Consider the following 22,539-nt stretch of genomic DNA (forward strand, 5'->3'; position numbering starts at 1 on the left):
CCGATGGGCTACCCGCTGTTGCGCAGCGCCGTGGCCAGTCCGTTCATCGTCAGCTGGATGCCCCGACGCACCAGGTCGCTGTCGTCGCCGGATCGGTACCGCCGCAACAGCTCCACCTGCAGGTGGTTGAGCGGCTCGAGGTACGGGAACCGGTTGTGCACCGACCTTCTCAGGCCCGGGTTGTCGGCGAGCAGGTCGTCGTTGCCGGTGATCGCCTTGTATATCGCGATCGTCCGCGCGTGCTCGGCGGTGATCTTGCCGAACACCCTCTCCCGCAACGCGACATCGGGAACCAGCTCCGCATACCGCGCCGCCAGACCCATGTCCGACTTCGACATCACCATCGCCATGTTCGAGAGCACGGTACGGAAGAACGGCCACCGCTCGTACAGCTCCGTGAGCCTTGCCAGGCGCGCCGGATCGCCGCCGACCCACTCCTCGAACGCCGTGCCCGTGCCGTACCAGCCCGGCAGCATCACCCGGGACTGGCTCCAGGACAGCACCCACGGGATCGCGCGCAGGTCGGCGATCGACTTGGTGGCCTTGCGCGAGGCCGGTCGACTGCCGATGTTGAGCGCGCCGATCTCGGCGACCGGCGTGGAGGTGGTGAAGTACTCCACGAACCCAGGCGTGTCGTGCACCAGGTCGCCGTAGGCGATCCGGGCCGCAGCGGCCAGCTCGTCGAGCACCGCGTACGCCGGCTCCGCGTCGGCGCCGAGCCCCTCCACGTCCAGCAGGGTGGACTCGAGGGTCGCGGCGAGCAGGGTCTCCAGATTGCGGTGCGCCAGAAGGGGTTCGGCGTACTTCGCCGCGATCACCTCGCCCTGCTCGGTGATCCGGAGCGAACCCGCCACCGCGCCGGGCGGCTGCGCCAGGATCGCCTCGTAGCTCGGTCCCCCTCCGCGGCCGACGGTGCCACCACGACCGTGGAAGAGCCGCAGCCGAATCCCCGCCGCCCTGGCCGCCTCCACCAGGTCCAGCTCCGCCCGGTACAGCGCCCAGTTCGCCGCGAGGTAACCGCCGTCCTTGTTGGAGTCCGAGTACCCCAGCATCACCTCCTGCCGCCCGCCGCGGGCGGTCAGCAGCGCACGGTAGACCGGCACGTCCAGCACCGCGGTCAGCGTGGTCGCGCCGCCCTGCAGGTCCTCGATGGTCTCGAACAGCGGGACGATCCCGACCGGACACGACGGCGCGGACCCGTTCGCCCCCGGATCGAGCAGGCCGACTTCCTTGAGCAGCACCGCCGCCTCCAGCATGTCACTGACCGAGGTGCACATGCTGATGATGTAGTTCGGGATCGCGCCCGCGCCGATGCTCCGCACGGCCTCCGCCCCTGCGGCCAGGATCGCCAGCTCGGACGTGGTCAGCTCGCCGAACCGGGCCCCCGGCCCCACCAGCGGCCGCCGCAGCCCGAGCTCCGCCGTCAACAGGGCGACACGCTCCTGCTCGGACAGCGACCGGTAGTCCGGATGCACACCGGCCCAGGCGAACAGCTCCGCGATGACCTGCTCGTGCACCTCCGAGTTCTGCCTCATGTCCAGCCCGGCCAGGTGAAATCCGAACGCCTGCACCGACTCACGCATCGTCGCGAGCCGATCCTCGGCCAGCAGTTCGTCCCCGTGCCCGCGCAGCGACGCATCGACGACATCGAGGTCGGCGAGCAGTTCCGCCGCCGTGCCGAACGGCTCAAGGCCCGCCTGATGGAGGGCGGACCGCGACAGCGCGACCTCGGCCCCGCCGAGGATGCGGACCGCGGTCGCCGTCAGCCGCCCGCGGATCCCGCGCAGCGCGCGCCGGTACGACTCATCCGACCGGAACGGCGAGTCGTCTCCCGACGCGTCCGCGAGGGCCCGCAGCGGCGCCGAGGCGTCGACGAGCCGGTCCGACATGGACAGTTCCCGCTCGAGTAGTTCGAGCTGACCGAGATGATGCTCCAGCGCGGTCGCCGCGGCCCGACTGGTCGCCCGGCGCACGACCTCCGCCGTCACGAAGGGGTTCCCGTCGCGGTCGCCGCCGATCCAGGACCCCATGGTGAGCATCGGCTCGGCGAGCAGATTTGCCTCGGGCCAGCGGCGCCGGAGCTCCGCGCGCAGCCGGGCGTTGATCCTCGGCACCACCTCGAACAGGGCCGCGTCGTAATACCGCAGGCCCACCTCGATCTCGTCCTGGATCCGCAACCGCGAGAGCCGGATCAGGGCGGTCTGCCAGAGGGTGAGGATCTGCCGGTGCAGGTCGCGGTCCACCCCAGCCAGCTCTCCCGGGTCCAGCTCCGTGCGCTCGCGGAACCGCATCAGCTCGGTGATCCGATGCTGTGCCTCGAACACGGTCCGGCGCCGGGTCTCGGTCGGGTGCGCGGTGATCACCGGCACCACCGATGCGCCCTCGAGCTCACGGGACACGGTCGCCGGATCGAGTTGCGCCGCATCGAGTTTCCGATAGGTCGCGGCGAGACTGCTGTCCTGCGGCGGCTCGCCCGCCCGAACGTGGACGGCCCGACGCCGCTCGCGGTGCAGGTCCTCCGCGAGGTTCGCCAGCAGGGCGAAGTGACTGAAGGCGCGGATGACCGGGATCGCGACGCCGACGTCGACCGTCGAGAACAGGTCGGCCAGCTCGGCGCGATCGATCTCCGATCGGCGCACCCGGAACGACTCCACCCGAGCGCGCTCGACCAGTTCGAAGACCTCGTCGCCCGCCTGCTCGCGGATGATCTCGCCGAGGATCCCGCCGAGCAGCCGGATGTCCTCGCGCAGCGGTTCCGTCGCCTCCCGGGGAGGCTCGGCCGGGTGGTCGGGACGCGGACCCTCGTGCACGGGCAACGGGTTCATGGAACCAGTATCGGTGCTCAGCCCCGTCCCGGCAGGATCACGACCTCCAGATCCGGTGGAATCGTCAGCTGTACTTGATCTGCAGACCGATGCCGAGGATCGCGATCAGCCAGATCACGGCCGTGAACACGGTGAGCCGGTCGAGGTTCTTCTCCACGACGGTGGAACCGGACAGGCTGGACTGCACGCCGCCGCCGAACAAGCTGGACAGGCCGCCACCCTTGCCGCGGTGCAGCAGCACCAGCAGGATCAGCAGCAGGCTGGTGATCACCAGCAGGATGTCCAGGAACAGTTCCATGTAATCTCCACGCCTTCGCTGACGGATACGGCCACAAGTCGCCCAATCCTACCGTTTGGCGCGCCGCGGCCTCGTATCGGACCGGATTGTGAGCCGCCCAACAGAATTGTGACCGCTGAGCGGGAGAAACGGCCTTCGTTCGAGACAGCGGAGCGCCCGCGTGACTACCTTCGCGTCCCGACAGACCTCAATATCCGATCGGAAGGTTCTTCATGTCTCGACACGGTTCCAGGATCGCGGGATCTCTGCTGGTGACGAGCGGAGTGCTGCTCGCCGGTTTCAGCGGCGCCGGCCTCGCACAGGCCGACCCGGTCGTCCCCCCGGCCCTCGCCGAACAGCTCAACTCCGGCCTCGGTAGCGTCGGCGCAGGCAAGACCGCGCCGGACGCTCCGCGGATGGCAAGCATTCCGAACTTCCGCGATGTCGCGGGCACCGGCGCCGGCTACGCGGGCGCGCACGGGAAGAACCTGAACAAGGGCGTCTTCTATCGCGCGGATGCCATCGTGCCGAAGGGCGACGACGTCGCCACCCTCGCCGGGCTCAAGCTTGCCGCCGTCTACGACCTGCGTAGCGACCAGGAGGTCCACGACAAGGCCGACATCGTCCCGGCGGGCGCGGAGTACGTCCGCATCCCGATCCTGTCGGGCAACATCAACGACATGGTCGGGAAGATCAAGTCCCCCGACGACGCTCGCCGGATGATGCAGGAGATGAACCAGGCGTTCGTCACCGGCGCGGCCGAGAAGGCGGGCTTCGCGCAGCTGCTCACCGGTCTGGCGAACACCAAGGGCCCGGCGGTCTACCACTGCACCGCAGGCAAGGACCGCACCGGCTGGACCTCGATGCTGCTACAGAGCATCGCCGGCGCCAGCAACGAGACCATCATGAGCGACTACCTGCTCACCAACGAATACAACAAGGAGTGGGCCGCCAAGACCCGCGCCTACATCGCCTCCACCCAGGGCGAGCAGGTGGCCCTGCTGTTCGAGCCGCTGCTCGGCGTCGAGGCCAGCTACCTGCAGGCCGGCCTGGACAAGCTCAAGGCCGACTACGGCACCGTCGACAAGTACCTGACCGACGGCCTCGGCCTGGATCAGGCCACCCTCGGCAAGCTGAAGGCCAAGCTGCTCCGCTGATGTGACCCCGCCGAAAATGCCGGTGGGCGCGCGGCCCGAAGCCACGCGCCCACCGGCATTTCTGCGTTTCTACCGCGGCGCCAGCACGACCAGCGGGATCGGCCGTTCGGTGTGCCGCTGGTAGCCGCTGTAGCGCCCGCCGTTGTTCGCATCGGCGGCGGCGAACAACCGCGCGTAGTCCGCGTCGTCCGGCCCGATCAGCCTGGCGGTGACCGGCACGGTGGTCGTGCCGACCCGGATCGAGGCGTCCGGACGTGCCCGCAGGTTGAAGTACCAGCCCGGCGATCGGGGCGCGCCGCCGTTGGAGGCCACCACCACGTAGTCCAGGCCGTCGCGCACATAGGTGAGGCTGTTGACCCGCGCCTGCCCGGTCTTCGCGCCGACGGTGTCGAGCAACAGGCAGGGCACCCCGAGGATCCGGTGGCCGATCCGGCCGTTCGTGCGCTCGTAGACCCACTGATGCGCCTTCAACGCCTGGACCCCGATCTTCTTCACCGCGGGGATCTCCTCGAACTTCACCGGACACTCCTCTGATCGACTGCAGTACACGTTACTCCGTGACACACAAAAACGCCGGTGGGCGCGGGTCCGAAGACCACGCGCCCACCGGCGTTTGTTTGTTCAGCAGGTCAGTGCCGCCCCGATCAGGGCAGCGGACCGCCCGCCGCGATCGCCGAGAGCGTCGCGAACTCGTCCGCCTTGAGCGAGGCGCCGCCGACGAGCGCACCGTCCACGTCCGGCTGGCCGACGATCTCGCCGACGTTCTTCGCGTTCACCGAGCCGCCGTAGAGGACGCGAACGCCCGCCGCGACCTCGGCCGACGCCAGCGTCGCGAGCTCCCCACGGACCGCCTTGCAGACCTCCTGCGCGTCCGCCGGAGTCGCCACCCGGCCGGTGCCGATGGCCCATACCGGCTCGTACGCGACGACGACCTTGGAGATCTCGTCCGCGGACAGCCCGGCCAGGGAGCCACGCAGCTGCTCCAGGTTGTACTCCACCTGGTTGCCTGCCTCGCGGATCTCCAGGCCCTCACCGATGCACACGATGGGGGTCAGCTCGTTCTTCAGCGCCGCCTTGGTCTTGGCGAGCACCGTCTCGTTCGACTCCCCGTGCAGGGTGCGACGCTCCGAGTGGCCGACCACCGCGAAGGTGCAGCCCAGCTTCGCCAGCATGGCGCCGCTGATCTCGCCGGTGTAGGCGCCGGAATCGTGGGCGGAGACATCCTGCGCACCGTAGGTGAGCAGGAGCTTGTCGCCCTCGACCAGCGTCTGCACGCTGCGGATGTCGGTGAACGGCGGGATCACCGTCACGTCGACCTTGTCGAAGTACTTCGCGGGCAGCGAGAACGCGATCTTCTGCACCAGGGCGATGGCCTCGAAGTGGTTGAGGTTCATCTTCCAGTTGCCCGCGATGAGCGGCTTACGTGCCATCGCTCAGCCCTCCAGCGCTTCGATGCCGGGAAGGGCCTTGCCCTCGAGGTACTCCAGGGAGGCGCCGCCGCCGGTCGAGATGTGCGAGAAGCCGTCCTCGGGCAGGCCGAGCAGCCGCACCGCGGCCGCGGAATCGCCGCCGCCGACGACGCTGAACGCGCCCTTGCCGGTGGCCCCGATGATCGCCTCGGCGACACCCTTGGTGCCCGCCGAGAACTTCTCGAACTCGAACACGCCCATCGGCCCGTTCCAGAACACCGTCTTGGCGCCGGACAGGATCGCCGCGAAGCGCTCCACCGACTCCGGTCCGATGTCCAGGCCCATCCAGCCGTCCGGGATCTCGAGCACCGACACCGTCTTCGCCTCCGCGTCGGCGGAGAACGAGTCGGCGATCACCACGTCCTGCGGGATGTGGATGACGTCGGCGTACCGCTCGAGCAGCGACTTGCAGGTGTCGATCATCGACTCCTCGCACAGCGAGTTACCGACGGACACCCCCTGCGCGGCGAGGAAGGTGTAGAACATGCCGCCGCCGATGACCAGGGTGTCGGCCTTGGTGGCCAGCGCCTCGATCACGGCCAGCTTGTCGGAGACCTTCGAGCCGCCGAGCACAACCGCGTACGGCCGCTCGGAGTCCTCGGTCAGCTTCTGGAGTACCTCGACCTCGGTGGCGACCAGGTTGCCCGCGTAGTGCGGCAGCAGCTTCGCGACGTCGTAGACCGACGCCTGCTTGCGGTGCACCACACCGAATCCGTCGGAGACGAACGCGCCGTCGCCGTCGACCAGCTCCACGAGCGCCTTGGCGAGCGATTCCCGCTCGGCGTCGTCCTTGCTGGTCTCGCGGGGATCGAAGCGGATGTTCTCCAGCAGGAGCACATCACCGTCGGTGAGTCCCTCGGAACGGGCCAGCGCGTCCTGCCCGACGACATCGCCTGCGAGCTGCACGTTGCGTCCGAGCTCCTCGCCGAGCCGGGCCGCGACCGGGGCCAGCGACAGCGCAGCGTCGGGCTCGCCCTTGGGGCGACCCAGGTGCGCCATCACGATGACCTTGGCGCCTGCCTCGGCCAGCGTGCGGATGGTCGGCGCGGACGCGATGATGCGGCCGGGATCGGTGATCGTGCCGTTGTCCAGCGGGACGTTGAGGTCCGAGCGCACCAGCACGGTGCGGCCCGCGACCCCGGCGTCCAGCAGATCCTTCAGTGTCTGTACAGCCACGTGGATCAGAGGGACTTCGCGACGAGACCGATGAGGTCCGCCAGACGGTTGGAGTAGCCCCACTCGTTGTCGTACCAGGAGACGATCTTGACCTGGTCGTCGATCACCTTGGTCAGGCCCGAGTCGAAGATCGACGAGTGCGGGTCGGTGACGATGTCCGAGGACACGATCGGCGCATCGGTGTACTTGAGGATGCCCTTGAGGGGGCCCTCGGCGGCGGCCTTCATCGCGGCGTTGATCTCGTCGGCGGTGGCCGACTTGCGCAGGTTCGCGGTGAGGTCGGTGACCGAGCCGGTGGGGATCGGAACCCGCAGCGCGTAGCCGTCGAGCTTGCCGAGCAGCTGCGGGAGGACCAGGCCGATGGCCTTGGCCGCACCGGTGCCGGTGGGAACGATGTTCAGGGCGGCCGCGCGGGCGCGACGCAGGTCGCTGTGCGGGGCGTCCTGCAGGTTCTGGTCCTGGGTGTAGGCGTGGATCGTCGTCATCAGACCCTTGACGATGCCGAACTCGTCATCGAGGACCTTGGCGATCGGGCCGAGGCAGTTGGTGGTGCACGAGGCGTTGGAGATGATGTTCTGGCTGCCGTCGTACTTGTCGTCGTTGACGCCCATCACGATGGTGATGTCCTCGCCCTTGGCGGGCGCGGAGATGATGACCTTCTTGGCGCCGGCCTCGAGGTGACCCTTGGCCTTGGCCGCATCGGTGAAGATGCCGGTCGACTCGACGACCACGTCGACGCCCAGGTCGCCCCAGGGCAGCTCGTCGAGCGGGCCGCGGTGCGCGAGCGCCTTGATCCGCTGATCGCCGACGACGATGGTGTCCTCGCCGTCGAGGGAGACGTCGTACGGCAGACGACCGAGGATCGAGTCGTACTTGAGCAGGTGGGCGAGGGTCGCGTTGTCGGTCAGGTCGTTGACCGCCACGATCTCGATGTCGGTGGTGCCGAGCGCCTTCTGCGCATCGACCGCCCTGAAGAAGTTACGTCCGATACGACCGAAGCCGTTCACGCCTACCCGGACAGTCACAATTCGCTCCTTTGACCATTCTCAGTGTTCATAGATCAGATGTGTGTCCCACACTAGTGCTCCGCGCGGGACGCAAAGTCAGGTGGCCCAGTGGGATGGATCACCCACTGGGCCCGAGGTGAACCTCGATACACCAGGTTCGCTATGCCTCATCCAGCAGGTCGGCGGTCACCGCGGACTCCGTGTCCGGGATCCCGGTGTCCTTCGCCTTGCGGTCCGCCATCGAGAGCAGGCGACGGATCCGGCCCGCGACCGCGTCCTTCGTCATCGGCGGGTCGGCCAGCTGGCCGAGTTCCTCGAGCGAGGCCTGCCGGTGCTGCACCCGCAGGCTGCCCGCTGCCGCGAGATGATCGGGCACGTCGTCGCCGAGGATCTCCAGCGCCCGCTCCACCCGAGCCGCCGCCGCGACCGCGGCCCGCGCCGACCGGCGGAGGTTCGCGTCGTCGAAGTTCGCCAGCCTGTTCGCCGTGGCCCGGACCTCGCGGCGCATCCGGCGCTCCTCCCAGGTCAGCCTCGTGTCCTGGGCGCCCATCCGGGTGAGCAGCGCGCCGATCGCCTCGCCGTCGCGCACCACGACGCGATCCGTGCCGCGCACCTCCCTGGCCTTGGCCGCGACACCGAGCCTGCGGGCCGCGCCGACAAGGGCGAGGGCCGCCTCCGGGCCGGGGCAGCTGATCTCCAGCGCCGAGGAGCGCCCGGGCTCGGTCAACGAACCGTGCGCGAGGAAGGCACCGCGCCACGCCGCCTCCGAGTCGACGACGCTGCCGCCGACGACCTGGGCGGGCAGCCCGCGCACCGGACGGCCACGCAGGTCGAGCAGACCCGTCTGGCGCGCGAGGGCCTCGCCCTCCTTGGCCACCCGCACGATGTAGCGGGAGCTCTTGCGCAGCCCGCCCGCACCGAGCACGTGCACGTCCGAGGCGTAGCCGTACAGGTCGAAGATCTCCCGGCGGAGCCGACGGGCGGTGTTGCCGAGATCCACCTCCGCCTCGACCACCACGCGCCCACCGACGATGTGCAGCCCGCCCGCGAATCGAAGCAGGGACGAGACCTCGGCCTTGCGGGCGGAGACCTGGGTCACCGCAAGCCGGCTCAGCTCGTCCTTGACCTCCGCTGTCATTGCCACGAAGTGGTCTCCCTTCCGGGGGTTGTCTGGCGTTCCTTCGGCACCGCGAGGCGGTCGAGGACCGCGGCGAGCTTGCCCGCGTGGTGTGTCGCACCGCCGTTGTCCGCAACGTCGGCGTAGGTCACTTCTGCCCCGAGGAGCTGGGCGGCCCGGTGTAGATAGTCGCGTTCACTGCCCTCCGGCACCGACGCCGAGTCGACCACGATGTCGTCGACCGTCAGCTCCGGCGCATGCTGGGACAGTACGTGCAGATGCCGCTCCGCGGAGAACCCCGTCGTCTCGCCCGGCTCGGCAACCAGGTTGAGGATCAGAGTCTTCCGCGCGCCGGTCTCCATCAGAGCGTGCACCAGCTCCGGCACCAGCACATGCGGAATGACGCTGGAGAACCAGGAACCGGGACCGAGCAGCACCAGGTCGGCCCGCTCGATGGCGGCGATCGATTCGGGGCAGGCGGGCGGATCCGGCGGCAACAACCGCACGCGCCGCACCTTCCCGGGCGTGGTGGCGACGGCCACCTGCCCGCGGATGCATCGACTGACGCGAGGATCGCTCTCCAGGCCGACCACATCGGCCTCGATGTCGAGCGCGATCGGGGACATCGGCAGCACGCGACCCTGGATGCCGAGCATCCGCCCCATCTCGTCGAGGGCGGCGACGGTGCCGCCCATCACCTCGCTGAGACCGGCGAGGATCAGGTTGCCGACCGAGTGACCCGCGAGCGCGCCGGTGCCGCCGAAGCGGTGTTGCAGTGTGGCCGTCCAGGTCCGCACCTCGGGGGTGTCCGCCGCCAACGCCGCCAGCGCCATGCGCAGGTCGCCCGGAGGGATCACGCCGAGTTCGGACCGGAGCCGACCCGACGAGCCGCCGTCATCGGCGACTGTCACGACCGCGGTGACGTCGGAACTCACCCGCCTGGCGGCGCCGAGCGTGGCGTAGAGACCGTGACCGCCGCCGAGGGCAACGATCGTGGGGTCGGCGGGAGCAGCGGCGAGGGAGCCGGACGTCATTCGCGCCCCAGGTCCCGGTGCACGACCTTGACGGTCACACCCTGCTCACGCTCCAACATGCCCGCAAGGGCCTCAGTCATTGCCACACTCCGATGCTTCCCGCCGGTGCACCCCACCGCAATTGTCATGTAACGCTTGCCTTCCCGACGGTATCCGTTGGTCGTCAACTCCAACAAATGCCGGTAGGTGTCCAGGTAGTCCCTTGCCCCCTCCTGGGAGAGGACGTAGTCGCTCACCGCCGCGTCCCGCCCGGTGTGCTCGCGCAGCTCCGGGATCCAGTGCGGGTTCGGCAGGAATCGCACGTCGCACACGAGGTCGGCGTCCATCGGCAGCCCGTACTTGAAGCCGAAGGACTGGACCGTGATCGCGATCGCGCCGGTCGTCTCGCCACCGAACGCGGACTCGATCTTCTGGCGCAGTTCGTGCACCGACAGCGACGAGGTGTCGATGACCAGATCCGCGTCGGCCTTGACCGGTGCCAGCTGCACCCGTTCGGCCTCGATCCCCTCGATCAGGGTGCCGTCGACACCGTCCTGCTGCAGCGGGTGGCTGCGACGGACCTGTTCGAACCGGCGCACCAGCACCTGGTCGGTCGCCTCGAGGAACAGCACCCGCGTCCGCGTCGCCTTCGACTCCACCTCCTTGATGACCGAGACGAGATCGCCGGTGAAGCGGCGACTCCGGACATCGATGACGACGGCGAGCTTGGGGATCCGCGAGCCGGGTTCGAGACCCAGGTCGACCATCCGGGAGATCAGTTCGGGCGGCAGGTTGTCCGCGACGTACCAGCCGAGGTCCTCGAGAACGTTCGCCGCGGTACTCATGCCGGCGCCGGACAGGCCCGTGACCAGCGCCACCTCCATGTCCGACTCCCCCTGCCCGGTCTGGTCGCTCACTTGACTCCCGCCCTCCTCAGTCCGTTTCCGTGCTGGTCGGAGCCCCCGAACTCGCCCTCGTGCGCCGCCTCGGCGGTCGCACTTGGACCATCATCCCCCACCGCGGGGTCCGCCACCGGTTCATCCACGCCCATTGGTGCCTCGACGGCGGTCGAGTCCGGCTCGGCTCCGAGCGCGGCGAGCACCGCCTTCGCGGTGGTGACCCCGATACCGGGCACCTCGATGATCTCCTCCACCGTGGCCTGTTTGAGCTTGGCCACCGACCCGAAATGGGTCACGAGCGCGGTGCGTCTGGCCTCGCCGAGTCCGCGGACGGAATCGAGCGCCGACGCCGTCATCCGGCGCGAACGCTTGCTCCGATGAAAGGTGATCGCGAATCGGTGCGCCTCGTCGCGCACCCGCTGCAGCAGATACAGCGACTCACTGGTGCGCGGCAGGATCACCGGGTCCTCGTCCCCCGGCACCCAGACCTCCTCGAGCCGCTTCGCGAGTCCGACGACCGCGACATCGGTGATCCCCAACTCGTCGAGCACGGCCGCGGCCGCCGCGACCTGTGGGGCACCACCGTCGACGACGAACAGATTCGGCGGATAGGCGAACCGCCGAGGCCTGCCGGTCTGCGGGTCGAGTGCGGCCTCGGGCGCCTGGTCTCCCCCGCTGCCCGTGTCCGCGACGTCCGTACCCGCCACGTCAGCCGCGTGCCGCAGAAAGCGGCGCCGCGTGACCTCGGCGATGCTGGCCACGTCGTCCGAACGCCCGTCCCCCGCAGCCTCTTTGATCGAGTAGTGCCGGTAGTCGGACTTGCGGGGCAGGCCGTCCTCGAAGACCACCAACGAGGCGACCACATCGGTGCCCTGGACGTGACTTATGTCCACGCACTCGATCCGCAGCGGCGCCTGATCGAGCTCGAGCGCTTCCTGAATCCCCTGCAGCGCTGCCGATCTCGAGGTGAGATCGCCCGCCCTGCGGAGCTTGTGTTGCGCGAGGGACTCCTGGGCGTTGCGCTGCACCGTTTCTGCGAGGGCCTTCTTGTCGCCGCGCTGCGGCACCCGCAGGGTCACCGCCGAGCCCCGCAGGCCGCTCAGCCAGACCTGCAGTTCCTCGGCGTTCGGCGGCAGCTCCGGCACCAGCACCTCGCGGGGCACCACCGTGCTCTTGTCCGCGGTCAGCCCTGGCTGATCGGTCATCGAGGCCTGTTCGCCGTAGAACTGGGTCAGGAACTGCTCGACGAGGTCCCCCATTTCGCCGTCGTCACTGTCGCCGCTCTCCCCGGAACGCTCGACCACCCAGCCCCGCTGACCGCGCACCCGGCCGCCGCGGACGTGGAACACCTGGACGGCCGCCTCGAGGTCGTCGGCCGCGAAGGCGACCACGTCGGCGTCGGTCCCGTCGCCGAGCACCACGGCCTGCTTCTCGAGAGCCTTGCGCAGCGCCCCGAGGTCGTCGCGCAGCCGCGCCGCGCTCTCGAAGTCCAGCTCGTCAGAGGCGCGCAGCATCTTCGCCTCGAGCTCTCGCACCAGCTTGTCGGTGCGGCCGGACAGGAAGTCGCAGAAGTCCTCGACGATGCGCCGGTGCTCGTCGGCACTGACCCGGCCGATGCACGGGGCCGAACACTTGTCGATGTAGCCGAGCAGGCAGGGCCTGCCGATCTGGTTGTGCCGCTTGAACACACCGGCCGAGCAGGTGCGGGCCGGAAACACCCGGAGCAGCAGATCGAGCGTCTCGCGGATCGCCCATGCGTGCGCGTACGGACCGAAGTACCGCACCCCCTTGCGCCGCGGACCTCGGTACACGAACAGCCGCGGGTACTCCTCGCCCAGTGTCACCGCCAGCACCGGATAGGTCTTGTCGTCCCGGTAGCGGACGTTGAAGCGTGGATCGAACTCCTTGATCCAGTTGTACTCGAGCTGCAGCGCCTCGACCTCGGTGCCGACCACGGTCCATTCCACGCCGGCCGCCGTCGTCACCATCTGGCGGGTGCGCGGATGCAGCGATGCGACGTCCGCGAAATAGGAGCTCAGCCGGCTCCGCAGGCTCTTCGCCTTGCCGACATAGATGACCCGGCCGTGGGGATCACGAAACTTGTAGACGCCGGGCGCCACCGGAATGGTTCCCGCGGCGGGGCGATAAGTGGCTGGATCGGGCACAACACCAGGTTAGTCGCCCCCACCGACCACCAAGGACAGCCGCACCGAGGGGCCCGTTCGCCTGCTAGCGTCGGAAGCCTGGGCACGTAGGCCACTCGTTCTGGGGTGATCGGTGTGAGAGCAGGCGACGCGGTACGTCTCGCGGCGGCGACCGCGACGGCCCTGACCCTGACCCTTGCGGTCGGATGCTCCCCCGCCGACGACGGTGCGGCAGGCCCGTGCACCATCGCGCCGAACGGCACCCCCATCGCCGCCGCACCCCTGACCCAGCCGCCCACCAGCGCGAACCTGTCCACCCATCCGGAGATCGCCACCGGATACCGAGCCGGGATGACGCCGGTCACGACGGCTACCTTCGCGGTCTCCACCGCGAACCCCGTCGCCACCGAGGCCGCCTGCCTGGTTCTGGACGACGGCGGCACCGCGGCGGACGCGCTGATCGCGGCGCAGGCCGTGCTCGGACTGGTCGAGCCGCAGTCGTCGGGCATCGGCGGCGGGGCCTTCCTGCTGTACCACGACGCGGCCACCGGGACCGTCGAGGCCTACGACGGACGCGAGACCGCACCGATGGCCGCCACCGAGAACTACCTGCGCTTCGTCGACGACACCAACAGGACCGAGCCGACGCCCTCGGCCAGGGCGAGCGGTCGCTCGATCGGCGTTCCCGGGGTGCTGCGCATGCTGGAGATGAGCCATCGCGAGCACGGAAAGCAACCATGGGACACCCTGTTCGAGCCCGCGATCGCGCTCGCGGACAACGGGGTCGAGATCAGCCCCCGGATGGCCGACTCGATCGCGGGCTCGGCTCGGGACCTGACGATCGACGAGGACGCGCGTGCGTACTTCCTCAACCCGGACGGGTCACCGAAACCGGCGGGCACCGTGTTGACGAACCCGGCGATGGCGAAGACGTTGGGGGCGATCGCCGCGGAGGGTGCCGACGCGTTCTACACGGGGCCCATCGCCGAGGCGATCGTCGCGGCGACCGCCGACCCGAGCGGCGGTCGCACACCCGGCGCGATGACCACCGCGGACCTCGCCGGATACCAGGCCAAGAAGCGCACCCCGCTGTGCACGGACTACCGCGGTCGCGAGGTGTGCGGGATGCCGAGCCCGTCGTCCGGCGGCACCGCGGTGGCCGCGACCCTCGGCATCCTGAGCAACTTCGACCTGTCGGCGTATCCGCCGACGGCGCTCGACGCGGACGGCGGCGAGCCCGACGCCTCCGGCGTGCACCTGGTCGCCGAGGCGGAGCGACTGGCCTACGCGGACCGGGACAAGTACGTCGCCGACTCGGACTTCGTGCCGTTGCCGGGCAACTCACCCGACACGCTGATCGATCCGGACTATCTGCAAGGTCGTTCGGCGCTGATCGACCCGCGTCGGAGCATGGGCACCGCCGAGCCCGGCGACTTCGGCCCCGTCCCCATGGGCACCCAGCCGGGCAACGACCACGGCACCAGCCAGATCACCGTCGCCGACCGATACGGCAACGTCGCGGCCATGACCACCACCATCGAGTCGGCATTCGGCTCCTTCCACATGGTCGACGGCTTCCTGCTCAACAACCAGCTGACCGACTTCTCGGCACAGCCGACCGCGCCGGACGGGTCGCCGCTCGCCAACCGGGTCGAGCCGGGAAAGCGGCCGCGCAGCTCGATGGCCCCGACCCTTGTCTTCGAACGCGGCAACGGTCACCGCGGCGAGGTGCTGCTGGCCGTCGGGTCTCCCGGCGGGTCGGTGATCATCCAGTTCGTGGTCAAGACGCTGGTCGGCATGCTCGACTGGGAACTCGATCCGCAGCAGGCCGTGTCGATGGTGGATTTCGGCGCGGCGAACTCACCGAAGACGAACGTCGGCGGCGAGCACCCCAACATCGAGGCGGCCGACAACGGCGCAACGGACCCACTGGTGCGGGCGCTGACCGAGATGGGACACCAGGTTTCGACGGAGCCCCAATCGAGCGGGCTGAGCGTGCTCGGGCGTCACGACGACGGCTGGATCGGCGGCGCCGATCCGCGCCGCGAGGGCGCGGTGACCGGAGACGTTGTCGGGTAGCGACCTACGCAGAGGTCGTGACCGGCTCACGCCGGCTCGACGTGCGCGGGCGGTTGCCCCGTCCCGCGGGGGCGCGGCGACCGTCCGCCCTACGCAGGTCGGCCAGCCGCTGGGACGGCTGACACCCGGACGGCTGGGGCGTGGCGTTCACGGCGGCGCGGGAGCGGTCGAGCCTGCGGAGCTCGACGTAGTAGACGACGCCGATCGCGAGATAGATGGCGGCCATGATGATCGGGCCGCATGCGAGAACGAGGAGGATTTCCACAGGACCTCCAATGCAATTCGAGTCGGGCACCCGATCCGAGCGGTCTCGAATTCGCGGTGCTTGACTCGATCCAGATTAGCGGGGCCGAGGGCGCCAAAAGGTCACAGCCGCGTGAAATCGGGCCGATCCGGACGTGGGATGCGACACACCTTTTCGGGTGTGTCGCCGGTCCCCCACGTCCGGGAATCGCTCAGCCGCGGAGCTATTCGGCGTCCGCCTGCGCGTACTTCGACTCGAGTTCGCGGAACTTCCTGACCGAGTCCACCGCGTGCTCGCGGTCGTTCGCCTGGATCGCCATCACCGGGATGTACTCGTCATCGGGCAACTCGATCCGGGCCCAGGCCGCCCCGTCAGGAAAGGTCAGTCCGCGCACCAGATCCCACTCGACGAACCGCTCCGTGAACGCATTGCGCACCGAGACGCCCTCTGCGTTCGCGCGCAGCCGCGGGCGGGTCAGCAGCAGCGCACCGCCTGCGAGGATCCCGCCGATGGCGACCATCGCGAGCTGATCGATCAGCCGGAAGTAGACGCCGGTTGCCGAGCTGCGCAGCAGCACCGCGAGCACGATGAACACCAGCACGAACACCGCCGCCACGGCCATCGCGTAGCGCGCGGACCGCTTGGACCGCACGTCCATCTCCCACGCGCTCATCGGAACGACTGCTCGGTCCAGGGCTGACGCAGATGCCGGAGCGTCACCGCGGTGTCGAGCGCTGCGGCACAGGCCTGCCCGCCCTTGTCCTCGACGGAGCCGGGGAGGCCGGAGCGATCCCTGGCCTGCTGCTCGGTGTCCGTGGTGAGCACCCCGTTGCCAACCGGGGTGCTCTCGTCGAGCGAGACCCGGGTGAGGCCGGCCGTGACGGCGTCGCAGACGTACTCGAAATGCGGGGTGCCGCCGCGGATCACGACACCGAGCGCGACCACCGCGTCGTGGGTGCGGGCCAGCGCCTGCGCCACCACCGGCAGCTCGATGGCACCGGCGACGCGGACGAGCGTGACGTCCTCGAGCTGAGCCTGCTCGGCCACCCGCTGCGCGCCGGCGATGAGGGCCTCGGAGATCTCGGCGTGCCACTGCCCGGCCACGATCGCGAGCTTGAGGTCCTTCGCCTCGTCGAGCTGGAGCTGTGGCAGCCCCTCGCCGCTCATACCGCGCCCCCGGTCTCGAAGTCGTCGAGGCCGATCAGGTCGTGCCCCATGCGATCCCGCTTGGTGCGCAGGTAGGTGAGGTTCTCGGCGTTGGCGCGCAACGGCATCGGCACCCGCTCGGTGATCTGCAGTCCGTAGCCGTCCAGCCCGACCCGCTTGGCCGGGTTGTTCGTCAGCAGCCGCATCGAGGAAATGCCGAGATCCACCAAGATCTGCGCGCCGATGCCGTAGTCGCGGGCGTCGGCGGGCAGCCCGAGTTCCAGGTTCGCGTCGACGGTGTCGGATCCCGCGTCCTGGAGCTGGTAGGCCTGCAGCTTGTGCATCAGGCCGATGCCCCTGCCCTCGTGACCACGCATGTACAGCACGACGCCGCGACCCTCCTGGGCCACCATGTCCAGCGCCGCGTCGAGCTGCGGGCCGCAGTCGCACCGCAGCGAGCCGAACACGTCGCCGGTCAGGCACTCCGAGTGCACGCGGACCAGCACGTCGCTGCCGTCGCCGTCCGGACCGGCCAGGTCGCCGCGCACGAGGGCCACGTGCTCGACCTCGTCGTAGATGCTCTGGTAGCCGACGGCCTTGAACTCACCGTGGTTGGTGGGGATCCGCGCCTCGGCGATCCGCACGACGTGCTTCTCGTGCTTGCGGCGCCAGGCGATGAGGTCCGCGATCGAGATCATGGCCAGGTTGTGATCGTCGGCGAAGACCCGGAGCTCGTCGGTCTGGGCCATGTGGCCCTCGTCCTTCTGACTGACGATCTCGCAGATGACGCCCGCTGGACGCAGGTCAGCCATCCGGGCCAGGTCGACGGCCGCCTCGGTGTGACCGGGCCTGCGCAGCACGCCGCCCTCCTTGGCGCGCAACGGCACCACGTGGCCGGGCCGGGTGAAGTCGCTCGCGCCCGAGTTCGGGTCGGCGAGCAGGCGCATCGTGGCGGCGCGGTCGGAGGCCGAGATGCCGGTGCCGATGCCCTCCTTGGCGTCGACCGTCACCGTGTACGCGGTGCCGTGCTTGTCCTGGTTGCTGGAGAACATCGGCGGCAGGCCGAGCCGGTCGCAGTCGTCGCCGTCGAGCGGGACGCACAGGTAACCGGAGGTGTAGCGGACCATGAAGGCCACCAGCTCCGGGGTCGCCTTCTCGGCGGCGAAGATGAGGTCGCCCTCGTTCTCGCGGTCCTCGTCATCGACGACGACGACGGCCTTGCCTGCGGCGATATCGGCGACTGCGCGCTCGATACTGTCGAACCTGGTCACGTGGTGCGCTCCATCAAAGTCATGAATAGCTCTCCGTGCACCCGTAAGTGCACCTCAACAGTACGACCCCGACTCCTCGGGCCCGAAATTCGGCTACCGGCCGGCGGCCTGCAGACGCTCGACGTACTTCGCGATCACGTCCACCTCCAGGTTCACCGGGGTGCCGGGGGCGGCACCGCCGAGGGTGGTCATCTCGAGGGTGGTGGGGATCAGCGAGATCTCGAAGAACTCGCCGCCGTCCCCGTCCCGGCCGAGGGCGGACACGGTCAGCGAGACGCCGTCGACAGTGATCGAGCCCTTCTCCACCACGTAGCGGGCGATCGAGTCGGGCAGCGAGATCCGGACGACCTCCCAGTTCTCCGAGGGCGACCGGCTGATGACCGACCCGGTGGCGTCGACGTGCCCCTGCACCAGGTGGCCACCGAGGCGGCTGTTCAGCGCCGCCGCCCGTTCCAGGTTCACCCGGCTGCCGACCTCGAGCGCACCGAGGCTGGAGCGGTCGAGCGTCTCCGCCATCACGTCGGCGGTGAAGGAGTCGCCGCCGAGCACCTCGACCACGGTCAGGCAGACGCCGTTGACCGCGATCGAGTCGCCGTGCCCGGCATCGGAGGTCACCAGCGCGCCGCGCACGGTGAAGCGGGCGGCGTCGGCCAGGTCCTCCTTGGCGACGATCTCACCCAGTTCTTCGACGATCCCGGTGAACACTTCAGTCCGCTCCTCAGTTGTTGGTGCTGTTGTCTTCATTCTCGTCCTCGGCCCCCACGCCGCGGTCACCGGGCGTCAGGCTCAGCAGCAGGTCCGGCCCGAGCGTCTCGACGGACTCCCGGTGGAACCGGAGCGCCTGCGCGATGTTGGTGACCCCAGCATCCTCTACGGCGGCCGCCCCCGCGCCGAGCAGTACCGGTGAGAGGAACGCCAGGATCCGGTCCACCAGTCCCGCCTCGAGGAAAGCCCCGGCCAGATGGGGGCCGCCCTCGAGCAGGACGTCGGGCAGATCGGCCAGCGCCGCGACCACCTCGAGGGGGTCGCGGGTCCGCAGCACCAGGGTTGGCGCGGCGTCGTCGAGCACCCGGGCCGAGGCCGGGATCTCACGCTCCCCCACCACCACCCGAACCGGTTGGTGATCGGCGAGCCCGCCGTCCGGGGTGCGGGCGGTCAGCCATGGGTCGTCGGCGAGGACGGTGCCGGTGCCGACCACGATGGCATCGAGCTTGGCGCGCTCCCGATGCACCCGCGCCCTGGCCTCGGGACCGGTGATCCACTGGCTGGTGCCGTCGGCCGCCGCGCTGCGTCCGTCGAGGCTCGCGGCGAACTTCCAGGTGACGTGGGATCGGCCGGTGCGCTGGCGGTGCAGCCAGGCACGCAGCGGCCCGAGTTCGACGTCGCGGGCGCCGAAACCGGACAGCACATCCACCCCCGCCGAGCGCAGGGTCTGCGCACCGCCTGCGGCCTGCGGATGGGGGTCGTCCACGGCGAAGAGCACCCGGGACACCCCGGCCTCGATCAGGGCGAGCGCGCACGGGCCGGTGCGGCCCTGGTGGTTGCACGGCTCGAGCGTGACCACCGCGGTGCCGCCCCTGGCCCTGCTGCCCGCGGCCCGGAGCGCCATCACCTCGGCGTGCGGTCCGCCGACCGGGCTGGTCGCGCCGACGCCGACGACCGCGCCGCTCTCGTCGAGGATCACCGCACCCACCGGCGGATTGGGGCTGGTGGTCCCGCGCACCCGCTCGGCGGCGTCGACGGCGAGCCGCAACGCCGCCGCCTCGGACGCGGTCGGCTCCGGCGCGGGACGGGGACCGGGCACGTTACTGGGCCAGGGTCAGGTGCGGCGAGGCCGACGCGGCCTGCGCGCGCAACGCGCGGACGGCCTCCGCCGGATCCGAGGCCCCGTAGACGGCGGAGCCGGCGACGAAGCAGTCGACGCCCGCCTCCGCGGCCGCCTCGACGGTGTCGGTGTTGATCCCGCCGTCGATCTCGACCAGCAGGGTCAGCTCACCGGAGTCGACCAGCTTGCGCACCGCGCGCGCCTTGCTCAGCACCTCGGCCATGAAGGACTGTCCACCGAAGCCGGGCTCGACGCTCATCACGAGGAGCGTGTCGAACTCCTTGAGGATCTCCAGGTAGGGCTCGATCGGGGTGCCGGGCTTGACGCTGAGGCCCGCCTTCGCGCCCGCCGCCCTGATGTCGCGTGCGACGGCGATCGGATCGTCGGTGGCCTCGGCGTGGAAGGTGACGTTGTGCGCGCCTGCCTCCGCGTACGGCGGCGCCCAGCGGCCGGGGTTGTCGATCATCAGGTGGCAGTCGAGCGGGATGTCGGTCGCCTTGAGCAGGCTCTGCACGACAGGGAGCCCGAGCGTCAGGTTCGGCACGAAGTGCGCATCCATGACGTCGACGTGCAGCCAGTCGGAGCCGGCCACGGCGGCCGCCTCGTCGGCGAGTCGGGCGAAGTCTGCGGAAAGAATGGACGGAGCGATCATCGGGTGAGCCACAAGAGGCCAGCTTAGTTGGTGCGCGGAGCCTCCCCGTCGACGCGCTTGCGCAACCTCGCAGGGGACCGGATCCGCCAGGCCTCGGCCACGAGTTCGACCAGCTGCTGCCGATCCACCCGCTCCAGGTCGACCAGGATCGCTCCGTAGCCGTCGTAGTGCGGGGTCGTGTAGAACGCCGGGTCGCCCGAGGCCAGCAGCGCCTCCTTCTCCTCGAGGGCGCACAGCAGCATCAGCCCGCCCTCGGCCTCACTGCGCAGGCGCGCGAACCCCTTTCCCCCGACCTTGAGCGCGGGAGTGTTGTACGAGGTGGACACCTCGACCTCCGGCAGGCGCTGCGCGATGTCGACGACTTCTTCCCAGGTGTGCATGGGAACAGCATGCGCCCGCCCGAACCCAGGAGGCTTGGACGAACGGGAAGTTACGCTCGAACCGTGACGCGCGACCGCATCATCCGCCTCCGTCGCGAGGCGTGGGGATTCGCCACCGGATCTGTCTTCTTCGCCGTCGGTGCCGTGCCGCAGTACGCCGAGGCGGTCGGCCCCGTGACCACCAACCTCACCTTCGTCGTCGGCGCCGTCTTCTTCACCCTCGCCGCCCTGATCCAGCTCGCCCTCAGCGGTAGACAACCGCCCCGCCGGTCCACGAACCCGGCGGACAGGGCGGACTGGTGGGCCGCCGCCGTCCAGTTCGTCGGCACGCTCTGCTTCAACGTGAGCACGACGGAGGCCCTTGTCACGGTCATGGACACCGACTCACACCTGTCGGACGGCTGGCGTCCCGACGCTTTCGGCTCGGTCTGTTTCCTGGTCGCCAGTGGACTGGCGGTCGTGGCCACGCGCGATCGCCACACCCTGTGGGACAAGCACGCCCGCATGTGGCACGGCACCTGGCTCAACATGGTCGGCTCGGTCTTCTTCGCCCTTTCAGCGGTCGGCGCGTACACGCTCCCCGCGAGCGGTGACCTCGTCAGCTTGTTCTGGGCGAACCTGGGCACCTTCCTCGGCGCCCTGTGCTTCCTCGCCGCGGCGCTGCTGAGCCGGCGCTCCATCCACACGGGCGGAACGCCGGCCGCGGTGTCATGAACCGGCAGGGTCGATTCAGCAGCAGGAGCTCTGAGCGGGCGCGACTTCCTCCGCCGGCGACGAGGCGCAACACACGCCCTCCGCGGGCGCGGCGCCCGCGGCCATCTCGAGCGAGGACGGTCCGGTACCGAAGGTCTCGCTGTCGGCGAGCACCGTGTACACCTCCCACTTCTCGCCCGCCGGACCGGTGACCCACACCTTGTCCTGGGTCGCGAAGCAACAGGTGGTGCCGATCTCCTCGTCGGTGAACAGGCCCTCGCCGGTGAGCCGGGCGATCTCCTCGTGCACGATCTCGCTCGATTCCACCTCAACGCCAAGGTGATTGATGCTTCCGCCCTTGCCGGGGTTCTGCAGCAGCACCAGCTTCAGCGGCGGCTCGGCGATGGCGAAGTTCGCATAGCCCTCCCGCAGCTTGGCCGGCTCGGTGTTGAACAGTTTCGAGTAGAAGGCGACCGATTCGGTCAGGTCGTCGACGTTGAGTGCGAGCTGTACGCGGGACATGAGAACCTCCACTGGCGTGAGACATATATCGAATTACTTACCCACAACTGTCGCACCTTTTTGACATATGTCAAGAGACTGGCATGATGGATGTCATGCCAAAGGCCCTGCCGATGCTGGACGTGTCCGCACCCATCTGCTGCGCGCCGGTTGCCGCGGGTCCGATGACGGACGAGGCCGCGCTGCACGTGGCACTCCGGCTGAAGGCACTCGCCGACCCGACGCGGATCAAGCTGATGTCGATGCTGCTCACCAACCCCGACGGCGAGGCCTGCACCTGCGACCTCGCCGCGGCGATCGAGCTGACCGAGTCCACCGCCAGCCACCACCTCGCCCAGCTGAAGAAGGCGGGCATGGTCGAATCGACGAGGCGCGGCATGAACGTCTACTACCGCGCCCGCGCCGACTCACTCGAGGCGTTGCGCCTCGTACTCGACCCGAACTGCTGCTGAGCACGGCCATCTGTCCCTTGGTGTCTCCCGAACACAGGTAGTTCCGTACTCGTTACCTCCGGAGTGCACGGTGACAGAATTCGATCTGCGGAGCCGCCGCCGATGGCGACGACCAGATTTCAGCGGGAGATTGGCATGCCTGTCGACGCCGCCCTCTACTCGGGTTCACAGTGCTACTTCTTCAACGGCTA

23 protein-coding genes are annotated in these 22,539 nt (G+C 69.5%); 4 read left to right on the forward strand and 19 right to left on the reverse strand.

Annotation, left to right across the window (positions count from 1 at the left end; all coding sequences use genetic code 11):
• Positions 1-8: 8 nt before the first annotated feature.
• Positions 9-2,825, reverse strand: a complete 2,817-nt coding sequence (gene ppc, locus RM1_RS14055) for a phosphoenolpyruvate carboxylase (RefSeq protein ID WP_072752060.1) — start codon at positions 2,823-2,825, stop codon at positions 9-11.
• Between the two features lie 64 nt (positions 2,826-2,889).
• Positions 2,890-3,123, reverse strand: a complete 234-nt coding sequence (secG, locus tag RM1_RS14060) for a preprotein translocase subunit SecG (RefSeq protein WP_027499703.1) — start codon at positions 3,121-3,123, stop codon at positions 2,890-2,892.
• A 251-nt stretch (positions 3,124-3,374) separates the two neighbouring features.
• Here secG and RM1_RS14065 point away from each other — a divergent pair, with 251 nt between their 5' ends.
• Complete coding sequence (locus RM1_RS14065; RefSeq protein WP_245816331.1) at positions 3,375-4,259, forward strand: tyrosine-protein phosphatase; 885 nt, start codon at positions 3,375-3,377, stop codon at positions 4,257-4,259.
• 69 nt (positions 4,260-4,328) lie between these two features.
• On the opposite strand, the gene RM1_RS14070 is transcribed toward RM1_RS14065, so the two are convergent.
• The 8 genes from RM1_RS14070 to uvrC form a co-directional block, all read right to left on the reverse strand.
• Positions 4,329-4,778: a nitroreductase family deazaflavin-dependent oxidoreductase gene (locus RM1_RS14070; RefSeq protein WP_245816333.1), complete on the reverse strand. Its 450-nt coding sequence runs from the start codon at positions 4,776-4,778 to the stop codon at positions 4,329-4,331.
• A gap of 125 nt (positions 4,779-4,903) precedes the next feature.
• Positions 4,904-5,689 carry a triose-phosphate isomerase gene (gene tpiA / locus RM1_RS14075; protein ID WP_072752064.1) on the reverse strand — a complete coding sequence of 262 codons (786 nt, stop codon included), beginning with the start codon at positions 5,687-5,689 and terminating at the stop codon, positions 4,904-4,906.
• 3 nt (positions 5,690-5,692) lie between these two features.
• Positions 5,693-6,904: a phosphoglycerate kinase gene (locus tag RM1_RS14080; protein WP_072752066.1), complete on the reverse strand. Its 1,212-nt coding sequence runs from the start codon at positions 6,902-6,904 to the stop codon at positions 5,693-5,695.
• A 5-nt stretch (positions 6,905-6,909) separates the two neighbouring features.
• Complete coding sequence (gap, locus tag RM1_RS14085) at positions 6,910-7,929, reverse strand: type I glyceraldehyde-3-phosphate dehydrogenase (RefSeq protein ID WP_027499698.1); 1,020 nt, start codon at positions 7,927-7,929, stop codon at positions 6,910-6,912.
• 142 nt (positions 7,930-8,071) lie between these two features.
• The gene (gene whiA, locus RM1_RS14090) at positions 8,072-9,055 is read right to left on the reverse strand and encodes a DNA-binding protein WhiA (protein ID WP_027499697.1); all 984 of its coding nucleotides are present in this window, start codon (positions 9,053-9,055) and stop codon (positions 8,072-8,074) included.
• A complete protein-coding gene (locus RM1_RS14095) occupies positions 9,046-10,062 on the reverse strand; it encodes a gluconeogenesis factor YvcK family protein (protein WP_072752068.1) in 1,017 nt (338 codons plus the stop codon). The genes whiA and RM1_RS14095 overlap by 10 nt, the downstream gene beginning before the upstream one ends.
• Complete coding sequence (gene rapZ / locus RM1_RS14100) at positions 10,059-10,925, reverse strand: RNase adapter RapZ (RefSeq protein ID WP_051636941.1); 867 nt, start codon at positions 10,923-10,925, stop codon at positions 10,059-10,061. Before rapZ ends, RM1_RS14095 begins: the two co-directional genes overlap by 4 nt.
• A 29-nt stretch (positions 10,926-10,954) precedes the next feature.
• On the reverse strand, positions 10,955-13,105 hold the full coding sequence (gene uvrC, locus RM1_RS14105; RefSeq protein WP_072752070.1) for an excinuclease ABC subunit UvrC: 2,151 nt from the start codon (positions 13,103-13,105) through the stop codon (positions 10,955-10,957).
• A 108-nt stretch (positions 13,106-13,213) separates the two neighbouring features.
• Here uvrC and ggt point away from each other — a divergent pair, with 108 nt between their 5' ends.
• Positions 13,214-15,163, forward strand: a complete 1,950-nt coding sequence (gene ggt / locus RM1_RS14110; protein WP_083576723.1) for a gamma-glutamyltransferase — start codon at positions 13,214-13,216, stop codon at positions 15,161-15,163.
• Positions 15,164-15,167: 4 nt separating this feature from the next.
• Here the strand turns inward: ggt and RM1_RS14115 are convergent, their stop codons facing one another.
• The 8 genes from RM1_RS14115 to RM1_RS14150 form a co-directional block, all read right to left on the reverse strand.
• A complete protein-coding gene (locus RM1_RS14115) occupies positions 15,168-15,428 on the reverse strand; it encodes a hypothetical protein (protein ID WP_072752072.1) in 261 nt (86 codons plus the stop codon).
• 202 nt (positions 15,429-15,630) lie between these two features.
• On the reverse strand, positions 15,631-16,080 hold the full coding sequence (locus RM1_RS14120) for a PH domain-containing protein (protein WP_072752074.1): 450 nt from the start codon (positions 16,078-16,080) through the stop codon (positions 15,631-15,633).
• Complete coding sequence (gene ribH, locus RM1_RS14125) at positions 16,077-16,574, reverse strand: 6,7-dimethyl-8-ribityllumazine synthase (protein ID WP_027499691.1); 498 nt, start codon at positions 16,572-16,574, stop codon at positions 16,077-16,079. The genes RM1_RS14120 and ribH overlap by 4 nt, the downstream gene beginning before the upstream one ends.
• Positions 16,571-17,824 carry a bifunctional 3,4-dihydroxy-2-butanone-4-phosphate synthase/GTP cyclohydrolase II gene (locus tag RM1_RS14130; RefSeq protein WP_027499690.1) on the reverse strand — a complete coding sequence of 418 codons (1,254 nt, stop codon included), beginning with the start codon at positions 17,822-17,824 and terminating at the stop codon, positions 16,571-16,573. The genes ribH and RM1_RS14130 overlap by 4 nt, the downstream gene beginning before the upstream one ends.
• Before the next feature lie 93 nt (positions 17,825-17,917).
• Positions 17,918-18,529 (reverse strand): riboflavin synthase, encoded by a 612-nt coding sequence (locus tag RM1_RS14135; RefSeq protein ID WP_072752076.1) that lies wholly within the window; start codon positions 18,527-18,529, stop codon positions 17,918-17,920.
• Positions 18,530-18,542: 13 nt separating this feature from the next.
• Positions 18,543-19,628 carry a bifunctional diaminohydroxyphosphoribosylaminopyrimidine deaminase/5-amino-6-(5-phosphoribosylamino)uracil reductase RibD gene (ribD, locus tag RM1_RS14140; RefSeq protein WP_072752078.1) on the reverse strand — a complete coding sequence of 362 codons (1,086 nt, stop codon included), beginning with the start codon at positions 19,626-19,628 and terminating at the stop codon, positions 18,543-18,545.
• 1 nt (position 19,629) lies between these two features.
• Positions 19,630-20,313, reverse strand: coding sequence for a ribulose-phosphate 3-epimerase (rpe, locus tag RM1_RS14145; protein ID WP_027499688.1), 684 nt, complete (start codon positions 20,311-20,313; stop codon positions 19,630-19,632).
• 11 nt (positions 20,314-20,324) lie between these two features.
• Positions 20,325-20,681, reverse strand: a complete 357-nt coding sequence (locus tag RM1_RS14150; protein ID WP_072752080.1) for an MmcQ/YjbR family DNA-binding protein — start codon at positions 20,679-20,681, stop codon at positions 20,325-20,327.
• Positions 20,682-20,744: 63 nt separating this feature from the next.
• Here RM1_RS14150 and RM1_RS14155 point away from each other — a divergent pair, with 63 nt between their 5' ends.
• Positions 20,745-21,395, forward strand: a complete 651-nt coding sequence (locus RM1_RS14155; protein ID WP_072752082.1) for a YrhK family protein — start codon at positions 20,745-20,747, stop codon at positions 21,393-21,395.
• A gap of 15 nt (positions 21,396-21,410) precedes the next feature.
• Here RM1_RS14155 and RM1_RS14160 read toward each other — a convergent pair whose 3' ends face one another.
• Entirely contained in the window at positions 21,411-21,896 is a 486-nt protein-coding gene (locus RM1_RS14160; RefSeq protein WP_072752115.1) for an ArsI/CadI family heavy metal resistance metalloenzyme, read from the reverse strand.
• 95 nt (positions 21,897-21,991) lie between these two features.
• On the opposite strand from RM1_RS14160, the gene RM1_RS14165 reads away from it, so the two are divergent.
• On the forward strand, positions 21,992-22,348 hold the full coding sequence (locus RM1_RS14165) for an Rv2640c family ArsR-like transcriptional regulator (RefSeq protein ID WP_027499684.1): 357 nt from the start codon (positions 21,992-21,994) through the stop codon (positions 22,346-22,348).
• Positions 22,349-22,539: the final 191 nt, after the last annotated feature.

The organism is Rhodococcus maanshanensis NBRC 100610 (genome assembly GCF_001894865.1).
Taxonomy (GTDB): Bacteria; Actinomycetota; Actinomycetes; order Mycobacteriales; family Mycobacteriaceae; genus Rhodococcus_G; species Rhodococcus_G maanshanensis.

Coding starts and splice junctions, on each gene's coding strand:
- ppc (WP_072752060.1), bottom strand. CDS start 2,825: ATGAACCCGTTGCCCGTGCACGAGGGTCCGCGTCCCGACCACCCGGCC.
- secG (WP_027499703.1), bottom strand. CDS start 3,123: ATGGAACTGTTCCTGGACATCCTGCTGGTGATCACCAGCCTGCTGCTG.
- tpiA (WP_072752064.1), bottom strand. CDS start 5,689: ATGGCACGTAAGCCGCTCATCGCGGGCAACTGGAAGATGAACCTCAAC.
- RM1_RS14095 (WP_072752068.1), bottom strand. CDS start 10,062: ATGACGTCCGGCTCCCTCGCCGCTGCTCCCGCCGACCCCACGATCGTT.
- rapZ (WP_051636941.1), bottom strand. CDS start 10,925: ATGGAGGTGGCGCTGGTCACGGGCCTGTCCGGCGCCGGCATGAGTACC.
- RM1_RS14120 (WP_072752074.1), bottom strand. CDS start 16,080: ATGAGCGCGTGGGAGATGGACGTGCGGTCCAAGCGGTCCGCGCGCTAC.
- ribH (WP_027499691.1), bottom strand. CDS start 16,574: ATGAGCGGCGAGGGGCTGCCACAGCTCCAGCTCGACGAGGCGAAGGAC.
- RM1_RS14150 (WP_072752080.1), bottom strand. CDS start 20,681: ATGCACACCTGGGAAGAAGTCGTCGACATCGCGCAGCGCCTGCCGGAG.
- RM1_RS14160 (WP_072752115.1), bottom strand. CDS start 21,896: ATGTCCCGCGTACAGCTCGCACTCAACGTCGACGACCTGACCGAATCG.
- RM1_RS14165 (WP_027499684.1), top strand. CDS start 21,992: ATGCCAAAGGCCCTGCCGATGCTGGACGTGTCCGCACCCATCTGCTGC.